The sequence below is a fragment of the Diaphorobacter ruginosibacter genome, from assembly GCF_014395975.1.
GTDB classification, from domain to species: domain Bacteria; phylum Pseudomonadota; class Gammaproteobacteria; order Burkholderiales; family Burkholderiaceae_C; genus Diaphorobacter_A; species Diaphorobacter_A ruginosibacter.
In genome coordinates, this window is sequence record NZ_CP060714.1 from 143,155 (window position 1) to 167,703 (window position 24,549).

The window sequence follows — 24,549 nt, forward strand, 5'->3', positions numbered from 1 at the left end:
AAGCGGAGCCCAGCAATCATGTCGGACGCATCAAGCCATCTCGATGAAACCACTGGCGGCCAGGAGGAGCGGGGCGTCAGCAGGCGCTCGGTCGAGTGGGCCGTCGCAGCGCTTCTGTTCGCGCTCGCAGCCATCGTCATCTGGGACAACCAGCGCATAGGCGCCGGGTGGGACGACACGGGCCCGCAGGCGGGCTACTTCCCCATGCGCATCGGCATCGCGGTGCTGGTCTCGGCGCTGTGCGTGGCCTGGCATGTGCTTCGCCACCCGTCGAAGGAGCTGTTCGCTACCTGGTCCCAGCTCAAGGGCGTGGCACAGGTGCTGGTGCCGCTCACGATCTACGTCGCGCTGATCGGTGTACTCGGCATCTACGTGGCCTCCGCGTTGTTCATCGCGGCGTTCATGCGCTATGCGGGCGGCTATGCCTGGTGGAAGGGCATTGCCACGGGCGCCATCACCAACCTTGTGCTGTTCGTGGTGTTCGAGATCCAGTTCAAGGTGCCGCTGCCCAAGGGGCCGCTGGAAGCGTGGCTGGGGTATTGATATTGAGTGTGATGGCCGGACGTCTCCTGTGAAGCGGGGGCGTGAAGAAGGTCGGGGCCGGGCCTGCAGATAACGGAGACATGGACGATGGAAGACTTTGGCGCACTCATGCACGGCTTCAGCGTCGTGCTTTCGTGGCACAACATGGGGCTGATGTTCGTCGGCATCCTGCTGGGCATCGTCGTCGGCGTGCTGCCGGGCCTCGGAGGACCGAACGGCGTGGCGATCCTGCTGCCGCTCACCTTCGGCATGAGCCCGACGTCGGCCATCATCCTGCTCAGCTGCATCTACTGGGGCGCGCTGTTCGGCGGCGCGATCACCTCGGTGCTGTTCAACATTCCCGGCGAGGCGTGGTCGGTCGCCACCACCTTCGACGGCTATCCGATGGCCCAGCAGGGCCAGGCCGGAGAGGCGCTCACGCTCGCGTTCACGGGCTCGTTCCTCGGAGCGATCTCGGGCGTGCTGCTCATCACGTTCCTCGCGCCGCTGGTGGCCTCGTTCGCGCTCGAGTTCGGACCCCCGGAATTCTTCGCGGTGTTCTTCCTCACCTTCTGCAGCTTCATCGGCATGGGCAAGGAGGCCAAGGCCAAGATCGTCGCGGCGATGGGCGTGGGCCTGCTGCTGGCCGCCGTCGGCATGGACACCATCTCCGGCGAGCTGCGCATGACTTTCGGTTCTGGTGAGCTGCTGCGCGGGTTCGACTTCCTCGTCGTGGTGATCGGGCTGTTCGGCATCAGCGAGATCCTCATGACCATCGAGGAAGGCCTTGCCTTCAAGGGCAAGAAGGCGCGCATCGACCTCAAGGTGGTGCTCAAGACCTGGGCCGGGCTGCCGCGCTACTGGATGACCATGCTGCGCTCGTCCGCCATCGGCTGCTGGATGGGCGTGACGCCCGGTGGGGCGGTGGCGGCAAGCTTCATGGGCTACGGCCTGGCCAAGAAGTTCTCGCGCAGGGGCGACCATTTCGGCAAGGGCGAGGCGGAAGGCGTGCTCGCACCCGAGACGGCCGCGCATGCGGCGGGCACGTCGGCGCTGCTGCCGATGCTGGCGCTGGGCATTCCGGGCTCGGCAACGGCGGCCGTGCTGCTCGGCGGCCTGATGATCTGGGGCCTGCAGCCCGGCCCGCTGCTGTTCACCGAGCAGAAGGATTTCGTCTGGGGCCTCATCGCGAGCATGTACATGGGCAATCTGGCGGGGCTGATCATCGTGCTCTCGACCGTGCCGCTGTTTGCCGCGATCCTGCGCATTCCGTTCTCCATCGTCGCGCCCATGATCCTGATGGTCTGCGCGATCGGCGCGTTCACCGTGAACGGCTCGTCGTCCGATATCTGGATGATGCTGATCTTCGGCGTGGTCGGCTACGTGTTCAAGAAGCTCGACTACCCGCTCGCCCCGATGGTGCTGGCGCTGGTGCTTGGCGACCGCATGGAGGACGCGTTCCGCCAGAGCATGCTCGGCAGCAACGGGAACATCGCGGTGTTCTGGCACAACGGCCTGTCGGGAACGATCGTGACGCTGGCCCTGGTGCTGCTGTTCTGGCCGGTGATCGGCGCGGTGCTGGGAAAGCTCAGGGGGCAGAAGGACAAGCTCGTGGCCGACGCGGCTTGAGCGGTTGACTTGGGGCTACGGCGGTGCCGCTGCAGGACGGCGCATGGCGCCGCCTGCTCACTGCCGGACCTGCGCCGTTGCCCTGGCGCCTTTGCCCCGGGTTTTCTCGCTGCCGGCCGCGGCGAGCCGGGCCTCGCGCAACTGTCCCAGAACGGCGTCCCGCTTGTTCACCAGATGCCCCACCAGGATGCGCTTGAGCTTCTCTCCATCACGTGCCGCCAGGGCGTCCAGCATGTCGGAATGCTCCGCGGCCGCGAGCTTCCACTTGTTCTCGTCGTGGTTGGTGTGAAAGCGCACCGGATGGGCGCGCGTGTTCACGCTGCGGTAGACCTGCGTGAGCACCGGGTTCTTCGCCGCGGCGTTGATGGCCGCATGGATGCGGGCATTCAGGTCGTAGTAGCCCGCGAGGTTCTTGCGCGTGAAGCAGGCCATCATTTCGTAATGCATCGCCCGGATCTCGTTGAGCTCGTCCTCGGTGATGCGCTCGGCGGCCAGCTCCCCCGACATGCCCTCGAGCGTAGCGAGCACTTCGAAGGTGCTGATGATGTCGCTCTCGTCGAGCCGCGCGGCCACCGCGCCCCGGTTGGGAAGCAGTTCCACCAGGCCCTCGGCGGCCAGCAGCTTGATGGCCTCGCGCAGCGGCGTGCGCGAGACGCTGAGCACTTCGCAGATTTCACGCTCGTTGAGCTTGGCGCCCGGTGCGATCACGCCTTCCACCAGCATGGTGCGCAGGCGCTGGGCCACCTGCTCGTGAAGGGCCATGCGCGGAATCTCGTCCACGGGTTTGCTGCTCGTCTGGTTCGCGTTGATCATAAAAATGAATTCAATTTTTACGCTGTTATAGGCAATACTAAGGGTTATCGATCATCCATTTTTGTATTTTGCATTCAAAATGTGATCTGAAAGGAACACGACATGCTGCAACTGGATTTTCACCCTACAGGTCGCCATTTTCTGCAAATTCCGGGGCCGAGCCCGGTGCCCGATCGCATTCTGCGTGCAATGAGCCTGCCGACGATCGATCATCGCGGGCCGGAGTTCGGCGCGCTCGGCCGCAAGGTGCTCGGCGAGATCGGCCAGATCTTCAAGACCCGGCAGCCCGTGGTGATCTATCCCGCCTCCGGCACGGGCGCGTGGGAAGCGGCGCTGACCAACGTGATGAGCCCGGGCGATCATGTGCTGATGTACGAGACCGGCCATTTCGCATCGCTGTGGATCAAGATGGCGACACGCCTGGGCCTGCAGCCCGAGGTGATGGCCTACGAAGGCATCGACAAGCACCTGCCGCATGCACCGAGCTGGCGCCGTGGCGTGCAGGCCGACATGATCGAGGCGCGTCTGCGCAAGGACACCGAGCGCCGGATCAAGGCCGTGTGCGTGGTGCACAACGAAACGTCGACGGGCGTCACCTCCGACATCGCGGCGGTGCGCAAGGCGATCGACGCCGCGGGCCATCCGGCGCTGCTGATGGTGGATTCGATCTCGGGACTGGGCTGCGCGAATCTGGAGCACGATGCCTGGGGCATCGACGTGACGGTGTCGGGCTCGCAGAAGGGTCTCATGCTGCCACCGGGCATCAGCTTCAATGCGGTCTCGCAGAAGGCGATCGAGGTGTCGAAGACCGCCAGGCTTCCCAAGGCCTTCTGGGCATGGGATGAAATCATCGAGGTGAACAAGAGCGGCTACTGGCCCTACACGCCGAACACGAACCTGCTGTACGGGCTTTCGGAGGCGCTCGACATGATCCTCGGCCAGGGGCTCGACGTGGTGTTCGCGCGCCACCAGCGCTGGGCGGCGGGCGTGCGCGCCGCGGTCAATGCATGGGGCCTGCCGATCCAATGTGCGGATGCGAGTGTTTACTCCCCCGTGCTCACGGGTGTGATCATGCCGGAGGGTGTGGACGCCGATGCGGTGCGCAAGCTGATCTACGAACGCTTCGACCTCTCGCTGGGGCAGGGCCTGGGCAAGCTGCGCGGCCGCATGTTCCGGCTGGGCCACCTGGGCGACAGCAACGACCTGACCCTGGTGGCCATGGTCGCCGGTGTGGAAATGGGCCTGAAGCTCTCGGGCGTGGCGCTGGAGGGCAGTGGCGTCGAAGCCATCATGGGGCATTTCGCGGACAACCCTTCGCAGGCCGTGGGGCAGATCGACGAGTCACGACTGCGTGTGGCATAGTCGGACAGGCACTTGTCTGACACTTGAGGGAAGAGAAGGCGCGCAAGCGCCTTTTCTTTTTGTGGAATGATGGGTGCCTGAGGCAACGCCTGAACGCGGCCATGTGCGCGGCGGACGGGAGCCGGGGCCTTGCATAGGGCTTGTGCGCTTTCCGGTCATTGCGACGGACGGCGCTGCGGTCCGGGCCGAGCGTGCAGAATCCGCCTTTCGGAGCGCGCCCTGAGGGGTGCGTGCTCCGCACCATTTTCTTTGCGATGCAGAATACGAATCCGCCGTCGATACAAGCCGATTCAGGCACTGCCTCCAGCGTGAAGGCGCAGGGAGACTGGGTGGCTGCGGCCTTTGCGGACCGCGATGCCTGGCGCACCCTGCATGCAGAGCTCGAGCGTGCCGGCTCTGCCGCCTCCTGGGATCTGCGGGGCATCGCGCGGCTTGACCATGTGGGCGCACAGATTCTCTGGAACCATTGGGGCAAGCGCGAGCCGGCGGGCCTCGAGATCACGCCTGCGCAACAGGAGATCTTCGCGCAGCTCGTCAAGTTCAGCCAGGTGAAGGAGCCCGCTCCCGGGCCCTCCTGGATCTACGCGCAGCTCGACAACTTCGGCGCGCGCCTGTTCAAGGCCGCGGATCATTTCAAGCATCTCGTGCAACTGATCGGGCAACTGGTGTTCGACCTGCTGCGCCTTGTCCTGCAGCCCCGCAAGGGGCCCTGGCGCGACATTTCTGCGCACCTCTATCGCATGGGCGCCACCGCGTTGCCGATCACGGCGCTGGTGGGCTTCCTGATCGGCGTGGTGCTGGCCTACCTGATGTCCCTGCAGCTGCGGCAGTTCGGGGCCGAGGCGTTCATCGTCAACATCCTGGGCATTTCGCTGATCCGTGAGCTGGGACCGATGCTGGGCGCGATCCTGGTGGCGGGCCGTTCCGGCTCGGCGATCACCGCCCAGATCGGCGTGATGCGCGTGACCGAGGAGCTCGATGCGTTGCGCGTGATGGGCATTCCGCACGGTTTTCGCCTGGTGATGCCGCGTGCGCTCGCGCTGGGCATCGCGATGCCGCTCGTCGCGCTGTGGACCACGCTGGCGGCGCTGGCCGGCGGCATGCTGGCCGCCGACATGGCGATGAACATCTCGCCCGCCTATTTTGTCCAGGCGCTGCCGGCCGCGGTCAACTCCGCCAACCTGTGGCTCGCGATGATCAAGTCGGTGGTGTTCGGCGTGTTCATCGCGCTGATCGGCTGCCACTGGGGCCTGAGCGTGGAGCCCAACACCCAGAGCCTGGGCGAGGGCACGACCGCTTCGGTGGTGAGCGCGATCACCATGGTCATCATCGTGGATGCGCTGTTCGCCATCGCATTCAAGAACGTGGGGTTCTGAGCCATGAGTGCCACGCGCCAACAATACATGGAAACGGATGTCTCGCGGCCCGCGTTCACGCAGGCACCCGCGCCGCCGCCCAAGGATGCGCCCGTGGTGGTGGACATCCGGAATCTCTCCACCGTCTTCGGCTCCGGCGCGGATGCCTTCACGGTGCACAAGGACCTGAACCTCACGGTGCGGCGCGGCGAGATCGTCTCGCTGGTCGGGGGCTCGGGCACCGGCAAGACGGTGCTGCTGCGCCACATCCTCGGGCTGACCACGCCGACCACCGGAACGGTGACGGTGCTGGGACGGCCCGCGTCGGAGCTCAGCACGGCGGGCGCGGCCGCCCGCGTGGGCATGCTGTTCCAGCATGGCGCGCTGTTCTCCGCGTTCAACGTGCTCGAGAACATCGGCTTTGCGCTGCAGGAGCAGGGCACGCTGCCGCCGGCGCTGGTGCGCGATGCGGCGATGGTCAAGCTGCAGATGGTGGGCCTCAAGCCCGAGGTGGCGACCCGCATGCCGGCCGACCTTTCGGGCGGCATGATCAAGCGCGTGGCGCTGGCGCGCGCGCTCATCATGGACCCGCCGCTGCTGTTGCTCGACGAGCCGACCGCGGGGCTCGACCCCAACGGCTCCGATGAATTCTGCGAACTGCTCAAGGAAATGCATGCCGCTCTGGGTCTCACCGTCATCATGGTCACGCACGATCTGGACTCGCTGTTCGCGCTGTCCACCACGGTGGCCGTGCTGGCGGAAAAGCGCGTGATCATCGAAGGACCGCCTTCCGAGGTGGTGCGGTTCGATCACCCCTTCATTCACCACTTCTTTCTCGGAGAACGCGGCCGCAGGGCCATGGCGGCGGTGCCTGCCGAGCACGAGGAAGAACGCGTGGCCGTACCTGCGGCCAAGGAGAGCTGATGGAAAACAAGTCACATGCACTGGCAGCGGGCATCTTCGTGATCGTGGTTGCGGCGCTGCTCGCGGGCCTCGGTCTCTGGCTCTCGCGCGACAAGACCGACTACACGCTGTACGAGTTGTCCAGCAAGGAGAGCGTCACCGGGCTGCAGCCGCAGGCCGCCGTGCGCTACAAGGGCGTGGCCGTAGGCAAGGTCACTTCGATAGGCTTCGATCCCGAGGCATCGGGCAATGTGCTGATCCGTATTGCCGTGAACGAGAATGCACCGGTCACGCGGACCACCTTCGCCACGCTGGGCTACCAGGGCGTGACGGGCCTCGCGCATGTGCAGCTCGATGATGCCGATGCGCCGCTGGAAACCGTGCCGCCCGGTGCCGACGGTGTTCCGCGCCTGCCGCTGCAGTCGTCGCAGTTCAGCCAGATCGCGGAACAGATTCCGAACATCCTCGTGCAGGTGAACGAGGCCACGCGTCGCCTGAACACGCTGCTGGGCGACGACAACCAGCAACGCTTCGGCACGGCGCTCGACGAGCTCGGCAAGGCGGCAGGCAATGTGAACACGTTGGTCAAACGCCTGGACAACACCGTCGCCACCAAGCTCGACCCCGCCCTGGCGTCGATGCCGGAGCTGGCCAGGGACGCGCAGAAGACCATGGTTTCGCTGCGTATGGCGGGTGACAGCGCGGCACGCGCCGCCAACGACATCGGCAAGACCGTGCAGGGCCTGGGCCAGGACGGCGGCCCGGTCAGGGAGATCGCGGTCAGTGCCCAGGCGCTTGCCGCCGCAGCCGACCGCTTCGGCCGCGTGACGCTCCCGCGTCTGAACAACGCCGCCGATCAGACCGGCCGCGCCGCGCAGCGCCTGGGCCGTACGGCGGACAACATCAACGAGAACCCGCAGGCCCTGATCTTCGGACCCGGCGCCGGTGCGGCGGGCCCCGGCGAGCCCGGGTTCGTGGCGCCGCTGGCCACACAAACCACCCCTGCGCATTGAAAGGTGCAGCGTCCATGGCAACCACACCTTCCTCTTCTTTTTCTTCTTCTTATTATTATTTTTCTTTCTTCCCTGCTCCACGCGTGGCGCTCTCGCTGGCGCTGGCGGCCCTGCTGGCAGGCTGCGGCTCCATCCTGCCCACGCCACCGCAGCGCGCGGATGTCTATGACTTCGGCCCCGGGCTGACCGCTGCCCAGGCGAACGCACCGTCGGCGCCATCGGCACAGCCACGCCAGCCGCTGCCACCGATCGCGCTGGCCGACTTCGCCACCGCCGGCCTGCCCGATGGCCGCACCGCGCTGTTCTACCGGCTGGCCTATGCGAACCCGCAGGTGCTGTATCCCTACACGCTCGCGCGCTGGAGCCAGACGCCTGCCACGCTGATGCAGATGGCCGTGCGCGATCGCCTGAGCCTGCAGAGCCGCGCGGTGATCTATGGCGACCAGAACATCGACCAGCAGGTCACGGGCGGCAAGTCACCCACGGTCCTGCGCGCGGAGGTGGAGGAGTTCAGCCACGTGTTCAGCTCCGAGAAGGAAAGCACGGGCCTCGTGCGGGTGCGTGCCTCGCTTGTCGCCTCGCTGAAGGCAGGTGACGAACTCATTGCGCAGCGCCTCTTTGTCGTGCAGCGCCCGGCCCCGTCGCAGGACGCCGCGGGTGGCGCGAAGGCGCTTTCGGAAGCCGCAGCGCAGGTGGCCGACGAGATCGCGCAATGGGTTGCGCAGAGTGGGTATTGAGCCGGCCTGCACGGGAAGGCATTCAGGAAGACCAAGATGACGACGAATCAAGAACTGCAACAGCAACAGACCATCGATCTGGCACACATCAACGCAACCCTGGGCCGTGATGCGCAGGGTCTCGTGGACTGGGCCGTGGGGCTCGGCAAGACCAGCATCGTGACCACCAATTTCCGCCCCTTCGAGGCGGTGATCCTGCACATGTGCGCACGCGCGCAGCCCGACATGCGCGTGATCTGGATGGACAACGGCTACAACACCGAGGCGACCTACCAGTTCGCGGATGAGGTGACGAAGCAACTGGGCTTGAACCTGTCGATCTACCTGCCGCGCCGCAGCCGTGCGCACCGCGAGGCGGTCGACGGCCCGGTGCCGGCGCTGGACGATCCGCGCCATGCGGCATTCACCGAGGAAGTGAAGCTCGAGCCGTTCGCCCGCGCTCTGCGCGAGACGGCCCCCGAGGTCTGGTTCACGGCGTTGCGCGCGACGGATACGGCGGTGCGGGCGCAGATGGAGCCGGTGAGCATCAATCCGGATGGGCTCATCAAGGTGGCGCCTCTGCTGCATTGGTCGTCCAAGCAGCTCTATGAATACCTCGTGGAGCACGGGTTGCCCAACAATTTTGATTATGTCGATCCCACGAAGGGGGAGGACAATCGGGAGTGCGGGTTGCATCTCTCGCATTGATTTTTGCGGAGTCTTTTTTTCGCTTGGGTTGGGGCTTTTTTGTTGCCAAGGTCCGTTTTAGGACAGAGGCCGGGACTGCCCCCGGCGGGGGCACGCCCGGCCTCCGCCCTCAACACCCCAGCAGAAACTTCTGCATGGCACAGCAAGGCAAGGCAAAGACACCCCCCACCCCAAGGCTGTTCCCAACAGCGAATATACGAAACGTATATTCATCGTATGATCCCCTCATGGGAATCGTAAAAATATCCGACGAATTGCACGACTGCATCCGCCTCTCCAGCGCGGCGCTCAGTCGCTCCATCAATGCACAGGCCGAGCACTGGCTGCGCGTGGGACAGATGGCGGAGCATCATCCAGAGCTCAACTACGCGGGCATCTGTGCGCTGCTGCTCGAAGAGGCGCGCAGTGCCGAGCAGGGGGCGAAAGCACCTGTGCGGCTGGTCAAGGGAGGCCGGTCGTGAGACGGGGAAAGCAGCGCGTGGTGCCGATTCGCGGCGCCGATGAGATTGCCCTTTCGCGTGAGGCAGGGGGACTGGCGGCCAGTGTGCTGGCCATGCTGACGCCGCACGTGCAGCCAGGGGTCTCCACCGATGATCTCGACCGGCTGTGCCATGACTTCATCGTCAACGAACTCGGGTGCGTGCCGACCAATGTGGGCTACGGGGGGTTCCCCAAGACCGTGTGCACCTCGGTCAACCATGTCGTGTGCCACGGCATTCCGTCGCCGGGAGAGATCCTCAGGGACGGCGACATCATCAATGTCGACGTGGCCGTCACCACGTCCCGGGGCTGGATCGGCGACACGAGCCGGATGTATTACGTGGGGCAGCCAGGGAACCAGGCAAAGCGGCTGGTGGAGACGACCTATGAGGCGCTGCTGGCCGGCATTCGTGCCGTGAAGCCTGGCGCGACGCTGGGCGATGTCGGATTTGCGATCCAGAGCGTCGCGCAGCGCGAGCGCTTCGGCGTCGTGCGCGAGTATTGCGGGCACGGCATCGGCACGGTCTATCACGACGAGCCGCAGGTGCTGCACTATGGCGTCCCGGGCCACGGCCTGGTGCTGGAGCCGGGCATGATCTTCACGATCGAGCCCATGCTCAATGCCGGCAAGGCCGCCACGCGCGAGCTCAGCGACGGCTGGACGGTGATCACCAACGACAAGTCGCTGTCGGCCCAGTGGGAGCACATGGTGGCGGTCACCGAGACAGGCTATGACGTGCTCACGCGCTGGCCCGACGGGACGGGACCCTACGCCACCATCTGATTCTCGCAATGAGCAGGCGATAGCTTCGCTCTTGGCGACTGACATACATCAAAGTGCAGGAAGAGCCACGCTCCTAATCTGTCGAGTCGTCCGTGCGCGCTGCCGATTGCCGCAGCGCGCTTATCCGGACCCAAGACGGAAGAAAGAGGAGCAGCCATGGTGGCACTGCAATGGTCTGAAGAAATGGCGCTGGACCTGCCCTTGATGGATCAGACGCATCAGGAGTTCGTCGAGTTGCTGCAGGCGGTCGAGACGGCGGACGACGCCTCGGTGCTCGCGGCCTGGAAGGCACTGGTGGCGCATACCGACGCCCACTTCGCGCAGGAAGACCGCTGGATGGCGGCCACCCGGTTCGCATCGGGCAATTGCCACAGCGTGCAGCACAAGGTGGTGCTGCAGGTGATGCGCGAGGGAACGGAGCGCGCCGAAAACGGTGAACTGTTCGTGTTGCGCGAAATGGGCCGTGAACTGCAGGCCTGGGTCGTGCAGCACACCCAGCTCATGGATGCGGCCCTGGCGCTGCATTTGCGCCGCGTGGGATACAACCCCGAGACGGGCGAGGTGCTGTCGCCCGACCACCTGCCCGCCGAGCCCATCCATGGCTGCGGCGGTGCCTGCTCGCCGCGGGATGAGGAGGCGCACGGCGAACGGGGTGAATTGGCTGCCGCGACCACGGATGCCTAGCGGCTGCGATCGCGTGTGAGCAGCAGGGCCGCCATGTGCCAGGACAGCTGGCGCAGCGCCTGGCGCAATGCGGGCGACACCGCGCGCCGGCGCGGAGCGTAGGCGGCGGCCAGCACCTGCTGCTTGGCACGGTGCAGGGATTGCCGGTCGCGCGCGGCAATCGCCCGCGACAGGCGGTCCTGGTAACGCTGTACCCGCTGCACCTCGGTGAAGGTCAGGGCGGGTCCGCAGCCCTCGGGAAGGTGAGGGCCCGTGCTCATGCCACCGCTCCTTCGGCGCCCGACGTGCGCTGGCCGTTGCGGCTGGCGAGCTCATACCAGTTCACCCTGCGCGTGAGGACCATGATGGCGCCCAGCACGAGGAACAGCGCGACCGAGCCCACCACCAGTGCGGTCTGCTCCAGCTGCAGCAGCACGTACAGCATGCCGTAGAGCGTCGCGATACCGAGGCCGAATGGAATGCCGAGCCTGACGCTTCCCAGGATGTGGCTCGCGTAGTAGCCGAGCAGCAGCACGCAGGCGCTCGAAGCGATGGCGTAGGACAGCCCGAACGACAGGTGCTCCGACAGGCTGACCAGCAGCAGGAAGAAGCTCGTGAGCGCGGCGCCGACCAGCAGGTACTGCACGGGGTGCACGCGCAGCTTCTTCATCAGCTCGAACAGTCCCACGGCGACAAAGGTGAGGGCGATGAACAGCACGCCATATTTGGTTGCGCGGTTGGCCAGCAGGTAGGGATTCACGGGATCGACGAAGGCAATGCTGAAGCTGTCCGCGCAGCCCGATACGGGCCTGGCCATGTGGGCGGGGAGGGCGGCGGCCACGTCCACGGCTGCCGAGGTGGTGGCTTCGTACGCCTGGCTCGGTTCGCCACGATCCTCGAAATCGTTGTCTCCGGTGCATGCCCTGCGACCCAGGCGCACATCCTGCTGCGCGGTGGTGGCGAGGGACGACACGCGCCAGCGGGCATCGAAGCCCTCGTCGCTCACCTCGCGCTCGGAAGGCAGAAAGCGGCCGGCAAAGGACGGATGCGGCCAACTGCTTTGCACCTGCACGTCGTTGTTGCCGCCGATCGGAACAAAAGCCACGCTGCGTGTGCCGACGAGTTCCAGGTCGAGGGAGACCTCAAGCGCCTCCTTCTCATTGCGGATGGCCTCGGGCAGGGCTGCATGCAGGCCGCGCGTGTAGATGGGGTGGAACGTGCCGGGCTTGAGCGCGATGCTCTTGCCGTCGAGTTCCATCTGCGCGGTGCGGATGCCGCGCGCATCGCCCACGGCCATCATCAGGATGGGGTCGCCGCATTGCATGCGTGAATCCTTCATCGTGCGCTGCGGGCGCAGTTGCTGCATGTCGGGCCATTGCGCCGTGACCTGGGCCTTGAGCGTGTAGGCGTTGACCTTGTGCAGTCCCCGCGCGCGCTCCTCCATGGCGGCGCGCGTGCGCACCTTCAGGTTTTCGGGCAGGGTGGTGAGCAGGAACTCGCGGCGCTGCTCGCTCACGCTGCGGTCCTTGCCGGTGCCGCTCACCACATCCCAGCTTTCCACGCACGCACTGTGGATGAGGGGGCCGACCAGCGTCTGTGTGCCGGCAAGGCTCTGCACGACGCTGCGCTCGGTCTCGTTGCGGTAGTACTGCCGGTCGTTCACGACGCTCTCGATCATGCCGAGGCCGAACAGCAGCAGCGCGATGACCAGCGCCAGCGCGAAGAGTTTGGAGAGAAGGGGGAATTTCAAGGAAGTGCTCCAGGATCGAAGATGCATGGAGCGCAGTTTTCAGTGCATGGGTGATGCACGCATGAAGTCTGTGAAGCGGGCGTGAAGTCCGGGTGTGAAGTCGCTGCGCGCGGGCCCGGGGCGCAGCGCTGTCGCCCGCCACGGCGTGCTATTTCTTGCTCAGGTGCAACCGGATGCTGAAGCCGGGGTGCGTGTTCGCCATGTCCCAGGCGCCGTCATGCAGATCCAGCACGCGCCGCACGATGGCAAGGCCCAGGCCCGAGCCGCTGCGGGCGCCGTCCGGACGTGCCGTGGTGAAGAATCGCTCGCCCAGGCGCGGCAGCGCATATTCCGGCACGCCGGGGCCTTCGTCGTCCACGGTGATGCTGGCGCCTTGCAGCGAGACGCGCACCGTGCCGCCTTCCGGGGAGAAGTCGATCGCGTTGTCGATCAGGTTGCCGACGGCCAGCGTGATGAGATCGGCTTCCCACGGTCCGCTCGCGCCTTCGCCCTGCAGCACGAGGCGCACATGGCGCTGGGCCGCGCGCGCGGAGCATTGAAGGACGGCCTGCTGCGCGCATTGGCGCAGGGACGTGGGTGCGGCAGGATCGACGTGCTGGCGCTGCTCGAGCTTGCTGAGTTCGAGCAGGCGGTCGATCACGCGCTGCAGGCGCTCGCTCTGCTCCACCACCTGCGCGGCGAACTGGGCGCGGTCGGCGGGTGGCAGGTCTTCCTGCAGCAGTTCGCCCGCGCCGCGAATCGCGGCCACGGGGCTCTTGAGTTCGTGGGTCAGGGCGCGTACATAGCCCTCGACATAGTCGCGGCCCTCGAGCCGCTCGCGCATGCGATCCATGGCGCGCGCCAGGTCGCCGAGCTCGCCGGGCACCTCGGGCACCGCCGGCGGCGTGCTCTGCAGCGCGGTCGGGGCCTGCACGCTGAGTGCATAGTCGCGCAGCCTTCGCACGTGCCAGACGATCCACAGGGTGACCGCGATACCCACCAGCGCCGACAGGGCCAGCAGCAGCACGCCGCCCTTCATGATCTTGCGCTCGGCACGCTCGATGAAGCGCTGCACCGTGCGTGTGGGCTTGGCGACGGTGAGCGCGCCGATGATCCGGTCGCCCGAGAAAATGGGCGCGGCCACGTACATCACGCCGCTCGAGTCGTCGCTTTCCACGTCGCGCGACGCGCGGGCACCGTATTTGCCGCGCAGCGTGAGCGCCACGTCGCGCCAGCGCGAATAGTCCATGCCCTCGGCGCGGCCTTCGCTGTCGAAGATGACGCGCCCCGAGGTGTCCACCACGTAGATGCGGAAGTCAAGCGACTGCTTGGACAGTCCCCAGATGCTCGCATCGATGGGGCGCGTGGCATAGCGCCGCACGCTGCGCGCGAAGGTGCTGTCGCTCTCGGGGCCGGGGAGGGCAAGGCGCATGCGGCCGCTGGCCACCTCGTCGCTGGCGAGCTCGGCCAGGATGTTGGCGGTGTCCACCATCATGTCTTCCATCACCTCGCGCACGCTGGGCTTGATCTCCGCTGTGAACACGCGCAGGATGAAGAAGGCCGCGATGCCGTTGATGAGGAAGAAGGCGAACAGCAGGCGCAGGCCCAGGCGCATGAGGCTTCTCCTCAGCCCCGCGCGGCGGCGGGCAGGTCGAGGCAGTACCCCATGCCGCGGTGCGTGGTGATGCAGTCGCAGCCGGCGTCGATGGCGCGCAGCTTGGCGCGCAAGGTCTTGATGTGCGTGTCGATGGTGCGGTCGGTGCTGTCGCTGTCGTCACCCCACGCGGCGGCGAGCAGGCTGTCGCGCGAATGGATGCGGCCCGCTCCTGCGAGCAGCGTGGACAGCAACCGGTACTCGCGGCGCGTCAGCGCCAGGGGCTGGCCGTTGAAATGCATGCGCTGGCCCACGGTGTCGTCATGGAAGGGGCCTGCATGCGGCGTGGCGGCGACGGGTGCCTGCGCGGGCGATGCGCGGCGCAGCAGGCCTTTCACGCGCGCGGCGAGCTCGCGCGGGCTGAACGGCTTGGCGACGTAGTCGTCGGCGCCCAGCTCCAGCCCCAGCACACGGTCGATTTCCTCGCCGTGGGCGCTGAGCACCAGCACCGGCGTCGACTGGCGCGCGGGATGCTGGCGCAGCTCGCGCAGCAACTCGAGGCCGTTGCCGTCGGGCAGGCCGACATCGAGAATCAGCGCATCGAAATGCGCCTGCGCGAGCAGCGAGCGCGCGTCGCCCAGCAGCAGGCTGTGATTGACCTGCAGGCCCTCGCGCTCGAGCGTGTAGATCACGGTGCGCGCAATGGCGGGATCGTCTTCGACAAGCAGCAGGCGGGCGGGCATGGCGATGGAGTGGATCAGCGCGGCAAATCAGAGCAAATCAGAGCGGTGGGTAGCGCGTGGTCAGGACCGGGAACAGCTTGGTCAGGCCCACCGCCATGACCTCGACGGCCAGCGCCGCGAGGATCAGGCCCATCAGCCGCGTCATCACGTTGATACCGGTCTTGCCGAGCACGCGCGAGATCGGTTCGGCGAGCGAGAAGCAGATCCAGACCGCCAGCGCCAGCACGAGGCCATAGCCGAGCAGCACCACGTGCTGCCAGATCGTGTGTGCCTGGTTGGCATAGATCACCACCGTGGACATGGCGGCAGGTCCCGTGAGCAGCGGGATCGTGAGCGGTACCACGGCGATGCTGTTGCCCATGGCGGCCTTCTCCGCGCCGGCCTCGAACGTGGCGCTGTTGGGCTTGTCTTCCGCGGGCCGTGCGTTGAGCATGTTGATCGCGCTGATCAACAGCAGCATGCCGCCGCCGACCTGGAAGCTCTGCAGCGAGATGTTGAAGAAGTCCAGCACCTGCAGGCCCAGCAGCGCGCAGCCCGAGATCACGAGAAAGGTGCTGATGGCGGCGGTGCGCACGGTCTGTCGCTTCTGGTCGTCGCTGAAGCCCTGCGTGTAGTGGATGAAGAAGGGGACGATCGCCAGCGGGTTGACGATGGCGAGCAGCGAGATGAGCGGTTTCAGGTCCATCAGCGGCCTCCGGATATCTCAAGGAACGACATCGTGGTGTAGGGCGAGGCATCGGACATCAGCCACACGATGCTCTGCGCCACTTCCTCGGCGGAGCCGCCGCGCCCCATGGGGATGCCGGGTGCGAGTTCCTGCACGCGGTTCGGACGGCCGCCGCTGGCGTGGATCTCCGTCTCGATGAAGCCCGGGCGCACGGCGTTCACGCGGATGCCTTCGCCGGCCACCTCCTTGGCCAGGCCGACGGTCATCACGTCGATGGCGCCCTTCGCAGCGGCGTAGTCCACATACTCATGGGGAGAGCCCAGGCGCGAAGCCGCGCTGGACACATTCACGATGCTGCCGCCCGCACCGCCATGGCGCGTGCTCATGCGCCGCACGGCTTCGCGCGCGCAATAGAAGCTGCCCAGCACGTTGATGCTGAACATGCGGCGCAGGCGCTCGCCGAGCATCTGGTCGACGCGCGATGCGTGATCGACCACGCCCGCGTTGTTCACCAGCGCGGTGAGCGGACCGAGCTCATGGTCGAGCGTGTCGAACATGGTGATCACGTCGGCCTCGACGGACACGTCGCCCTGGATGGTGATGGCCTTGCCACCCGCGTCGCGGATCTGGCGAGCGATGTCCTCGGCGGCATGGGCATGGCGCACATAGTTGATCGCCACAGCCCAGCCCTGACTGGCCGCAAGCAGCGCCGTCGCCGCGCCGATACCACGACTGCCGCCAGTGATGAGTGCGATCTTGTCCAAGTGAAATCTCCGTTTATGCCAAGATTCTGAATACTGGATTGTCGCCAAAACCTCAGTTCTGCCGCGATCTGTTCCCCAGCCGTGTGGTTTTCTTGACTCACACCGCTTGTCATTTTCATCCACATTCCCTTTTCTGGAGACCCGCACCATGAGCACGTTCGTCCAACTCACCTCCGCAGACGGTTTCAGCTTCCCCGCGTATGTCGCAAGGCCCGAGGGCGAGGCACGTGGGGCGCTGGTCGTCCTGCAGGAGATCTTCGGCGTGAATTCGCACATCCGCTCGGTGGCGGACCGCTGGGCGGCGCGCGGTTACCTGGTGGTGGCACCGGCGACCTTCTCGCGCGTGCAGCAGGACGTGGACCTGGGCTACACCGGCGAGGATGTGAAGACAGGTGTCGCGCTCAAGGCCCGGGTCGAAGGCCTGCCCGCACCGGGCGTGCTGCCCGACATCCAGACGGCCATCGACCATGCGGCCAGGGAGTCGGGCGGCAAGCGGGTGGGCATCTTCGGTTTCTGCTGGGGCGGGCTGCTCGCGTGGCGCGCCGCAGAGCAGTTGCAGGGGCTCTCGGCCTCTGTCCCGTACTACGGCGGTGGCGTGACCACGGAAACGGAAATGGCCCGCCGGCCCGGTGTGCCGGTGATGGCGCACTTCGGCGACCGCGATGCCCACATTTCCGTGGAGAGCGTGAAGGCGCTCGAGAAGGCGCACCCGGAGATCCAGGTGTTCCTGTATGCGGCGGATCACGGCTTCAACTGCGACCAGCGCGGCTCGTTCGATGCCGCGGCGTCGCAGCTCGCCGACGAGCGCACGCAGGCATTCTTCGCGCGGCACGTGGGCTGACGTCAGCCCTGCCCGGTGCGCGCCAGGTAGCGCTTGCGCCAGAAGAACAGGGTGAGCGCCAGCGCGATGCACAGCATGGTGCCCAGAGCCCACCAGAAGCCTGCCTTCAGGTGCACGAACGGTATGAACTCGAAGTTCATGCCGAAGATGCCGGCGATCAGATTCAGCGGCAGGAACACGGCGGTGAGGGCCGTGAGCGTGCGCATGATGTCGTTGGTGCGGTTGCTCTGCAGCGAGAAATGCATCTGCACCGCCGTCTCGGCGCTTTGCTCGAGGCGGCGCACGTGGTGTACCACGCGTTCGATATGCTCCAGCACGTCGCGGCTGCGCACCTTGAGCAGTTCGATCTCGCGCAGCCCGGCGGGGGTGGCGGGCTGGGGCCAGCCCTCGATGGCGTCGATCCAGTCCTGCACGGCGGTGCGCTGGTCCTCGCAGATCTCGTCGAGCTGGTGCAGGGCCAGGCGCGACTCGAGCAGCGCTGTCCAGTTGATGGCACGCGCACGTGGGCGCAGCAGTTCCACCTGCCAGTGGTCGAGCTGGCGCGAGAGCTCACGGCGCAGATCAAGGTAGCCATCGACGATGAGATTCACTACGCGCAGCATGATGTCTGCCGGGCTGGTGGGCATGCGTGCGGCCGTGAGCAGTCCGGCGCGCTGGTCGCGCTGTGCGGTCTCCTGGGGGATGCTGGCCGTCTCCGCCGCGGGACTGCCCGCCGTCGCCGTGTTCAGAGCGAGCAGGCGTGCCGCGTAGGCCTCGCGGACCGTGCATTCGTCGGGATGCACGGAAAACAGCAGCTGATCGAACACGGCGAATCCCACGGCGCCGGTGCGGATGCGGCGCAGCGCCGGCGCGGGTGTCGAGGCCGAGGGTTTGTCGCCGTCCGCGGCAGCAGGGCCGGGCGGGGCATCGACGGCGCCGTTGGGCCGCGGCCGTCCGCTCCCGACCAGCCGCCGGAACACCAGCAGGTCGTAGTGCGAGGTGTAGTCGTAGTGTGAGGGCAACTGGGCGTTCAGCAGGTCGGAGACATGCAGGTCCACGAGTTGCTGGCCCGTGACGGCCTGCAGCGTGGATTGAACGCGCTGCAGGTGGTCGCCCAGAAACGCGCGCGTGCAGGCCACCCAGAAAAAACCCGCGGCCGGCGCGGCCGTGGGCAATTCAAATAGCTCGTGCGCCGGAGCGCCCGGCTGCACATGGAACACGCGGAACGGAACAGGAGGGGAGGGTTCGGCCAACGGCGTCTCCGACATGAGGGATCACGGGGGCATGGGCCCGGCAGATGGCGCGCAGCGCCTCAGGGGGTCTTCAAAAGCTTCGCGGCGTCGATGGCGAAGTAGGTCAGCACGCCATCGGCTCCCGCGCGCTTGAATGCCAGCAAGGCCTCCATCATCACCTTGTCATGGTCGAGCCAGCCGTTGGCGGACGCGGCCTTGATCATGGCGTACTCCCCGCTGACCTGGTAAGCGAACGTGGGCACGCGGAATTCGTCCTTCACGCGGCGCACGATGTCGAGGTAGGGCATGCCGGGCTTGACCATCACCATGTCGGCGCCTTCGGCAAGGTCGATCGCCACCTCGCGCAGCGCCTCGTCGGAGTTGCCCGGGTCCATCTGGTAGACGTTCTTGTCGGCCTTGCCGAGCGCACCGCGCGTGTTCACCGCGTCGCGGAACGGGCCGTAGAAGGCGCTGGCGTACTTGGCGCTGTAGGCCATGATGCGGGTGTGGATGTGGCCGTTGGCCTCGAGTGCCTCGCGGATGGCGCCGATGCGGCCGTCCATCATGTCGCTGGGCGCGACGATATCCACGCCGGCGTCGGCATGCGCCATGGCCTGGCCGACCAGGATTTCCACGGTTTCGTCGTTGATGATGTAGCCGGTCTCGTCCAGCACACCGTCCTGGCCGTGGCTGGTGTAGGGATCGAGCGCCACGTCGGTGAGCACGCCCAGGTCCGGGAATTCCGCCTTCAGCTTGCGCACCACGCGCGGAATCAGGCCGTCGGGGTTGAGTGCCTCCTTGCCGTCCGGCGTCTTGAGCTCGGGCTCGATCGAGGGGAACAGCGACAGCACGGGAATGCCCAGCTTCACGCATTCCTCGGCCACGGGCAGCAGCAGGTCCAGGCTCAGGCGATCCACGCCGGGCATCGACGGCACGGCCACCCGCTTGTTCGTGCCTTCATGCACGAAGACCGGATAGATCAGGTCATGGGGTGTGAGCGTGTTCTCGCGCACGAGGTTGCGGGTGAAGGGATCGCGGCGCAGGCGGCGGGGGCGGTTGATGGGGAAGGGAGTCGGGTTGGAGAGATGCATTCCGAAATTGTGCTCCACATTGCGGCGAAGGTGGTAATGCCGAGGACACCAGTGCGACGTTCGCCCACATCGCAGGCTTGCGGCAAGTCGCCGAGCTTGGCCAGCTTCTGGAATCCCGTGACCAGGCCCTGGCGATTCATCTTTTCCTCGAATCGAGATTCTGGCAATTGAGTTGGTTTGTGAAGGCGTGGTTCCCCCGGGACAAAAAGGCCGGCCGTGGGAGGGGTGGGCTGGCTTACACTGCGGTGATGCTCTGGGTCAAAGCCTTCCACATCGTGTTCATTGCCAGCTGGTTTGCGGGGCTGTTCTACCTGCCGCGCATCTTCGTGAATCTCGCCATGGTTCCGGAAGGCTCCACGGCCGAGCGCGACCGGCTGCTGCTCATGGCGCGCAAGCTGCTGCGCTTCACCACGATGATCGCCGTGCCTGCGGTTCTGCTGGGTGCATGGCTCTGGCTGGGCTACGGCATCGGCCGGGGGCAGGGGTGGATGCATGCCAAGCTGTTCGTGGTGCTGCTGGTGGTGGGCTATCACCATGCCTGCGCCGTGCTGCTGCGCAAGATCGAGCAGGGCCGGTCGACCCGCTCGCATGTCTGGTTTCGCTGGTTCAACGAAATTCCGGTGTTCATGATGCTGGCTGCGGTGCTGCTGGTGGTGGTCAAGCCTTTCTGAGGCTGTGCCCAGGCGCAGACATCGTCCATGCACAAGACTTCCGCCTGGCCGCTCGCGCTGATCTATGCAGCGCTGATCGTCTTTGCAAGCCTGTTTCCGTTCGACGGCTGGCGCACGCAAGGGGTCGATCCGCGGGTCTTCCTGTTCGCGAAGATTCCGCCGCCCTACTGGACCTGGTTCGACATCAACACCAACGTCGCGGGATACGCGCCGCTCGGGTTCCTGCTGGCGCTGGCGCTGCTTCGGACAGGCTGGACGCGCTCCGCGGTGCCGGTGGCGTTTCTCGCGGGGACGCTGCTGTCGCTCACCATGGAGTTCACGCAGATCTACCTGCCGCGCCGTGTGCCGTCGAACATGGATCTGGTGCTGAATTCCGCCGGCACGCTGCTGGGCGCGTTGCTGGCGGAGCTGCTCGAAAAAATGGGTGCGATCGCCCGCTGGAGCCGCTTTCGCGACCGCTGGTTCGTGCCGCAGGCGCGCGGCGGCCTGGTGTTGCTCGCGATGTGGCCCGTGGCCCTGTTGTTCCCGTCGGCCGTGCCGTTCGGACTGGGGCAGATGTGGGAGCGCCTCGAGATGGCGCTCACCGAATGGCTTTCCGACACGCCGTTCCTGGAGTGGCTGCCCGTCACCGACGACATCATGGAGCCGCTGTCCCCGGGGCGTGAGCTGATCGCCGTGATGCTGGGGCTGATGATTCCATGCCTTCTGGGCTACTGCATCATTCGCGGCATGGGGCGGCGTGCGATCTTCACCGTCACGACGGCGGCGGTGGGCGTGCTGGTCACCGCGCTCACCTTCGTGCTGAGCTATGGCCCGAGCCACGCATGGGAATGGCAGAGCGTGCCTACGCGCATCGGCCTGGGGCTGGGGCTGACGCTTTCCATGCTGCTGGTGGCCGTGCCTCGGCGGGTCTGCGCGGCCCTGCTGCTGCTGGTGTTGATGCTGCACCTGAACCTGCTCAACCAGGCTCCCACGAGCGCCTATTTTGCGCAGACCCTGCAGGCCTGGGAGCAGGGGCGCTTCATCCGCTTCTATGGCGTGGCCCAATGGTTGGGCTGGATCTGGCCTTATGCGGCGCTGGTCTATGTGGTGCTCCGGGTGTCGCGCCGCCATGATGACGCCTAGAATGCGCGCATGAGCGACAGCACCAAGACACCGGAAGGCAAGACCGGTTACTACCAGCGCCACATCTTCTTCTGTCTGAATGACCGCACGAACGGTGAGGAAAGCTGCGCCCACCACGGCGCGGAGGACGCCTTTGCCCGCTGCAAGGCGGCGGTGAAGGCGGCGGGCCTGGCCGGACCGGGCAAGGTGCGGGTGAACAAGGCGGGCTGCCTTGACCGATGCGCCGGCGGCCCGATCGCCGTGGTCTATCCGGAAGGCACCTGGTACACCTATGTCGACGCAAGCGACATCGACGAGATCGTCGAGTCGCACCTGAAGAATGGCCAGGTGGTCGAGCGCCTGCTCACTCCGCCCGAAGTGGGCCGGTGAGCGCCGCCCGGCAGCGTCTTGCGCTCCCTCCCACACGCTTCCTCCATCTTTTTTCTCCATCCCTTGCCCGGCCCGTTGGCGCGGACCGGGCCCAACTCCCGGAATTGACGTGAACGCTCAAACCGAACGCCTGACCCTCCGCGGCCCCGTGGGCAGCATAGAAGCCCTGCGTGACGAGGCGCAGCTCGCCCCCGGGGAGACTGCGCGCGGCGTGGCCATCGTTGCACATCCCCACCCGCTGTTCGGCGGCACCATGGACAACAAGGTCGTGCAGACGCTGGCGCGCGCCTTCGTGCAAAGCCGCTGGAACTGCGTGCGCTTCAACTTCCGCGGCGTGGGCGGTACCGAGGGCGTGCATGACAACGGCGTGGGCGAGCTCGACGACATGCTGGCCGTGATCGAGCAGGTGGCGCCGGACGGGCCGATCGCGCTGTCGGGCTTCTCGTTCGGTTCGTTCGTCGCGAGCCATGCCCTGCAGCGGCTCGCGGCAAGCAGGGCGATCGAGCAGGTCGTCTTTGTCGGAACCGCCGCCAGCCGATTCACGGTGGCACCGATTCCGCAGGAACTTCACGAGCGCACGTTGATCGTTCATGGCGAGGCGGACGATACGGTGGCGCTGTCCTCGGTCATGGACTGGGCGCGTCCTCAGATACTCCCGGTTACTGTCGTGCCGGGTGGCGGTCATTTCTTTCACGGACAATTGCCGCTGCTCAAGGGGCTGGTGCTCAGGCACCTGCGCTCCGGCGCGGTGTCCTGAGGCGCTGCCGTCCGTCCGGCCTGCGTGCCGCTGCCCAGTGCGGCGGCGCGAATCGCCCTTTTGTTTTTGTTTCTCAAGTCAGTCTGGATTGCCCGATTCCATGAAGTCACTTCTGTCTCAGATGCGAACCCTCGCATGTGCCGCCCTGTTGGCCCCCACGCTCGTGATGGCGCAGGTTCCTCAGCCTCCGGAAATCGCCGCGCGCAATTACCTGCTGGTGGACGTGACCGCGGGCCAGGTGCTGGCCTCCAAGGATGTAGATGCGCAGATCGAACCCGCGTCGCTCACCAAGCTGATGACCGCCTATGTGGTGTTCGACGCGCTGCGCGCCAAGAAGGTCACGCTGGAGCAGACCCTGCCCGTCAGCGTGAAGGCCTGGAAGATGCCCGGCTCGCGCATGTTCATCGATCCCAAGATGCAGGTGAAGGTCGACGATCTGCTCAGCGGCATGATCATCCAGTCCGGCAACGATGCCTCGATGGCGCTTGCCGAGGGTGTCGGCGGCAGCGAGGAAAACTTCGTGCGCCTCATGAACGAGCAGGCGAAGGCGCTCGGCATGACCAACACGCATTTCGACAATCCGGAAGGGCTGCCCGTGGCCACCCACCTGACCACGGCGCGCGACATGGCGCTGCTGGCACAGCGCCTGATGAAGGACTTCCCGGAGTACATGCACTACTACGCGACGAAGAACTACCGCTACCCGGGCACGCCGCAATCCAACAGCTACAACCGCAACTCGCTGCTGTTCCGCGACCCGACCGTCGACGGCATGAAGACCGGCCACACGAACGCCGCAGGCTACTGCCTGGTGGCCACGTCCAAGCGCGACTTCCCGAACGTGGGCCAGCGCCGCCTGCTCTCCGTCGTGCTGGGCACGAGCTCCGAGGCCGCTCGCGCCAACGAATCGCAGAAGCTGCTGAACTGGGGCTACACGGCGTTCGACGCCGTCAAACTGTTCGATGCGGGCGCACCCGCAGCGACGCCGGCCATCTGGAAGGGCGCGCAGAACACGCTCAAGATCGGCCGCCCGGAAGCCATCGTGATCACCGTGCCCTCGGGCAGCGCCGGCAAGGTGACGACCCAGATCGAGCGCCAGGAGCCGCTGATCGCTCCTTTCACCAAGGGCCAGAAGATCGGTACGCTCAAGGTGATGCTGGGCGACCAGCAGGTGGCCGCGGTGCCGCTGGAATCGCTGGAGGACGTGCCCCAGGCCAGCATCTTCGGCCGCGCGTGGGATGCCATCCGCCTGTGGATCAAGTGAGCCATTGCTGCTGAAAGCATAGCAACAGGCTGCGTTTTCGGAAGGTATCGAATGGACGCCCGCCAGTCATCTGGCGGGCGTTCGTCTTTGGGGGAGAGCCCTGGCCGGCGGCCGGTGCATGGGAAATTGCAACAGCGATTGCCTAAAAAACGGCAAGCTGGTACATTAGAAGGCTTTTCGGAAATTCCGAAGGGATTCACGTTGTCGTTCTGGTCCTCGTTGCAAGCTTGTTGCGGGGGTGCCGGGAGCGAGCAAACCTTTTGCTTTCACGAAGCAAATTCACGTTTAGGGACATTTTTAATGCCAACCATTAACCAACTCGTGCGTCAGGGCCGCACGGTAGAAGTTGTCAAATCCAAGAGCCCTGCTATGGAAAACTGCCCACAGCGCCGTGGCGTGTGCACTCGCGTGTACACCACGACGCCTAAGAAGCCTAACTCCGCTCTGCGTAAGGTTGCCAAGGTGCGCCTGACCAACGGTTTCGAGGTCATCTCGTACATCGGCGGTGAAGGCCACAACCTGCAAGAGCACAGCGTCGTGCTGGTGCGCGGCGGCCGTGTGAAGGACTTGCCAGGTGTGCGTTACCACATCGTGCGCGGTTCGCTTGACCTGCAAGGCGTCAAGGACCGTAAGCAAGCCCGTTCCAAGTACGGTGCAAAGCGTCCGAAGAAGGCCTGATAGGTCGTTCTGCAAGACAAATTTTCGGTGTTTGTCGGCCTTGGCGGGTCGTTCAAACGTAGTGACCCAAAAGACAAGTGTTTTGTCCGGGTCGAGT

General features: G+C 65.9%; 27 protein-coding genes. 18 read left to right on the forward strand and 9 right to left on the reverse strand.

The window, feature by feature from the left end; all coding sequences use genetic code 11:
• The first annotated feature begins 18 nt into the window (after positions 1-18).
• Together H9K76_RS00675 and H9K76_RS00680 are read left to right on the forward strand one after the other, a co-directional pair.
• Positions 19-543: a tripartite tricarboxylate transporter TctB family protein gene (locus H9K76_RS00675; RefSeq protein WP_187597707.1), complete on the forward strand. Its 525-nt coding sequence runs from the start codon at positions 19-21 to the stop codon at positions 541-543.
• A gap of 87 nt (positions 544-630) precedes the next feature.
• On the forward strand, positions 631-2,151 hold the full coding sequence (locus H9K76_RS00680) for a tripartite tricarboxylate transporter permease (protein ID WP_187597708.1): 1,521 nt from the start codon (positions 631-633) through the stop codon (positions 2,149-2,151).
• Positions 2,152-2,208: 57 nt separating this feature from the next.
• Here H9K76_RS00680 and H9K76_RS00685 read toward each other — a convergent pair whose 3' ends face one another.
• The gene (locus tag H9K76_RS00685) at positions 2,209-2,964 is read right to left on the reverse strand and encodes a GntR family transcriptional regulator (protein WP_187597709.1); all 756 of its coding nucleotides are present in this window, start codon (positions 2,962-2,964) and stop codon (positions 2,209-2,211) included.
• 102 nt (positions 2,965-3,066) lie between these two features.
• Between H9K76_RS00685 and H9K76_RS00690 the strand changes: the two genes are divergently transcribed.
• The 9 genes from H9K76_RS00690 (at position 3,067) to H9K76_RS00730 (ending at position 10,969) form a co-directional block, all read left to right on the forward strand.
• Positions 3,067-4,326: a pyridoxal-phosphate-dependent aminotransferase family protein gene (locus H9K76_RS00690; RefSeq protein ID WP_187597710.1), complete on the forward strand. Its 1,260-nt coding sequence runs from the start codon at positions 3,067-3,069 to the stop codon at positions 4,324-4,326.
• Between the two features lie 254 nt (positions 4,327-4,580).
• Positions 4,581-5,702 (forward strand): MlaE family ABC transporter permease, encoded by a 1,122-nt coding sequence (locus H9K76_RS00695; RefSeq protein WP_187597711.1) that lies wholly within the window; start codon positions 4,581-4,583, stop codon positions 5,700-5,702.
• A gap of 27 nt (positions 5,703-5,729) precedes the next feature.
• Positions 5,730-6,605 (forward strand): ABC transporter ATP-binding protein, encoded by an 876-nt coding sequence (locus H9K76_RS00700; protein ID WP_187600387.1) that lies wholly within the window; start codon positions 5,730-5,732, stop codon positions 6,603-6,605.
• Positions 6,605-7,597 carry an MlaD family protein gene (locus H9K76_RS00705; protein WP_187597712.1) on the forward strand — a complete coding sequence of 331 codons (993 nt, stop codon included), beginning with the start codon at positions 6,605-6,607 and terminating at the stop codon, positions 7,595-7,597. Before H9K76_RS00700 ends, H9K76_RS00705 begins: the two co-directional genes overlap by 1 nt.
• 14 nt (positions 7,598-7,611) lie before the next feature.
• A complete protein-coding gene (locus tag H9K76_RS00710; RefSeq protein WP_187597713.1) occupies positions 7,612-8,334 on the forward strand; it encodes an ABC-type transport auxiliary lipoprotein family protein in 723 nt (240 codons plus the stop codon).
• 36 nt (positions 8,335-8,370) lie between these two features.
• Positions 8,371-9,021, forward strand: coding sequence for a phosphoadenosine phosphosulfate reductase domain-containing protein (locus tag H9K76_RS00715; protein ID WP_187597714.1), 651 nt, complete (start codon positions 8,371-8,373; stop codon positions 9,019-9,021).
• Between the two features lie 227 nt (positions 9,022-9,248).
• Complete coding sequence (locus H9K76_RS00720) at positions 9,249-9,482, forward strand: ParD-like family protein (RefSeq protein ID WP_187597715.1); 234 nt, start codon at positions 9,249-9,251, stop codon at positions 9,480-9,482.
• A complete protein-coding gene (map, locus tag H9K76_RS00725) occupies positions 9,479-10,285 on the forward strand; it encodes a type I methionyl aminopeptidase (protein WP_187597716.1) in 807 nt (268 codons plus the stop codon). Before H9K76_RS00720 ends, map begins: the two co-directional genes overlap by 4 nt.
• Before the next feature lie 156 nt (positions 10,286-10,441).
• Complete coding sequence (locus tag H9K76_RS00730) at positions 10,442-10,969, forward strand: hemerythrin domain-containing protein (protein ID WP_187597717.1); 528 nt, start codon at positions 10,442-10,444, stop codon at positions 10,967-10,969.
• Here H9K76_RS00730 and H9K76_RS00735 read toward each other — a convergent pair.
• The 6 genes from H9K76_RS00735 to H9K76_RS00760 form a co-directional block, all read right to left on the reverse strand.
• Positions 10,966-11,229, reverse strand: coding sequence for a hypothetical protein (locus H9K76_RS00735; RefSeq protein ID WP_246475229.1), 264 nt, complete (start codon positions 11,227-11,229; stop codon positions 10,966-10,968). The genes H9K76_RS00730 and H9K76_RS00735 overlap by 4 nt on opposite strands.
• Positions 11,226-12,698 carry a cell envelope integrity protein CreD gene (gene creD, locus H9K76_RS00740; RefSeq protein WP_187597718.1) on the reverse strand — a complete coding sequence of 491 codons (1,473 nt, stop codon included), beginning with the start codon at positions 12,696-12,698 and terminating at the stop codon, positions 11,226-11,228. Before creD ends, H9K76_RS00735 begins: the two co-directional genes overlap by 4 nt.
• A 148-nt stretch (positions 12,699-12,846) precedes the next feature.
• Complete coding sequence (creC, locus tag H9K76_RS00745; RefSeq protein ID WP_187597719.1) at positions 12,847-14,292, reverse strand: two-component system sensor histidine kinase CreC; 1,446 nt, start codon at positions 14,290-14,292, stop codon at positions 12,847-12,849.
• An 11-nt stretch (positions 14,293-14,303) separates the two neighbouring features.
• A complete protein-coding gene (gene creB / locus H9K76_RS00750) occupies positions 14,304-15,014 on the reverse strand; it encodes a two-component system response regulator CreB (RefSeq protein WP_187597720.1) in 711 nt (236 codons plus the stop codon).
• Positions 15,015-15,051: 37 nt separating this feature from the next.
• Entirely contained in the window at positions 15,052-15,699 is a 648-nt protein-coding gene (locus H9K76_RS00755) for a MarC family protein (RefSeq protein WP_187597721.1), read from the reverse strand.
• The gene (locus tag H9K76_RS00760; RefSeq protein WP_187597722.1) at positions 15,699-16,445 is read right to left on the reverse strand and encodes an SDR family oxidoreductase; all 747 of its coding nucleotides are present in this window, start codon (positions 16,443-16,445) and stop codon (positions 15,699-15,701) included. Before H9K76_RS00760 ends, H9K76_RS00755 begins: the two co-directional genes overlap by 1 nt.
• A 148-nt stretch (positions 16,446-16,593) precedes the next feature.
• Here H9K76_RS00760 and H9K76_RS00765 point away from each other — a divergent pair, with 148 nt between their 5' ends.
• Complete coding sequence (locus H9K76_RS00765; protein ID WP_187597723.1) at positions 16,594-17,286, forward strand: dienelactone hydrolase family protein; 693 nt, start codon at positions 16,594-16,596, stop codon at positions 17,284-17,286.
• Between the two features lie 2 nt (positions 17,287-17,288).
• On the opposite strand, the gene H9K76_RS00770 is transcribed toward H9K76_RS00765, so the two are convergent.
• Both H9K76_RS00770 and hemB read right to left on the reverse strand, forming a co-directional pair.
• Entirely contained in the window at positions 17,289-18,518 is a 1,230-nt protein-coding gene (locus H9K76_RS00770; RefSeq protein WP_246475230.1) for a magnesium transporter CorA family protein, read from the reverse strand.
• A gap of 59 nt (positions 18,519-18,577) precedes the next feature.
• Positions 18,578-19,588 (reverse strand): porphobilinogen synthase, encoded by a 1,011-nt coding sequence (gene hemB, locus H9K76_RS00775; protein ID WP_187597725.1) that lies wholly within the window; start codon positions 19,586-19,588, stop codon positions 18,578-18,580.
• 248 nt (positions 19,589-19,836) lie between these two features.
• Between hemB and H9K76_RS00780 the strand changes: the two genes are divergently transcribed.
• The 6 genes from H9K76_RS00780 to rpsL all read left to right on the forward strand — a co-directional run bounded on the left by H9K76_RS00780 (position 19,837) and on the right by rpsL (position 24,452).
• Positions 19,837-20,259 carry a CopD family protein gene (locus tag H9K76_RS00780; protein WP_187597726.1) on the forward strand — a complete coding sequence of 141 codons (423 nt, stop codon included), beginning with the start codon at positions 19,837-19,839 and terminating at the stop codon, positions 20,257-20,259.
• Between the two features lie 27 nt (positions 20,260-20,286).
• On the forward strand, positions 20,287-21,384 hold the full coding sequence (locus H9K76_RS00785; RefSeq protein ID WP_187597727.1) for a VanZ family protein: 1,098 nt from the start codon (positions 20,287-20,289) through the stop codon (positions 21,382-21,384).
• Positions 21,385-21,393: 9 nt separating this feature from the next.
• Positions 21,394-21,753, forward strand: a complete 360-nt coding sequence (locus H9K76_RS00790) for a (2Fe-2S) ferredoxin domain-containing protein (protein WP_187597728.1) — start codon at positions 21,394-21,396, stop codon at positions 21,751-21,753.
• Between the two features lie 109 nt (positions 21,754-21,862).
• Complete coding sequence (locus tag H9K76_RS00795; protein WP_187597729.1) at positions 21,863-22,510, forward strand: alpha/beta hydrolase; 648 nt, start codon at positions 21,863-21,865, stop codon at positions 22,508-22,510.
• 100 nt (positions 22,511-22,610) lie between these two features.
• Entirely contained in the window at positions 22,611-23,774 is a 1,164-nt protein-coding gene (locus tag H9K76_RS00800; protein ID WP_187597730.1) for a D-alanyl-D-alanine carboxypeptidase family protein, read from the forward strand.
• Positions 23,775-24,074: 300 nt separating this feature from the next.
• Positions 24,075-24,452, forward strand: coding sequence for a 30S ribosomal protein S12 (rpsL, locus tag H9K76_RS00805; protein ID WP_013517317.1), 378 nt, complete (start codon positions 24,075-24,077; stop codon positions 24,450-24,452).
• Positions 24,453-24,549: the final 97 nt, after the last annotated feature.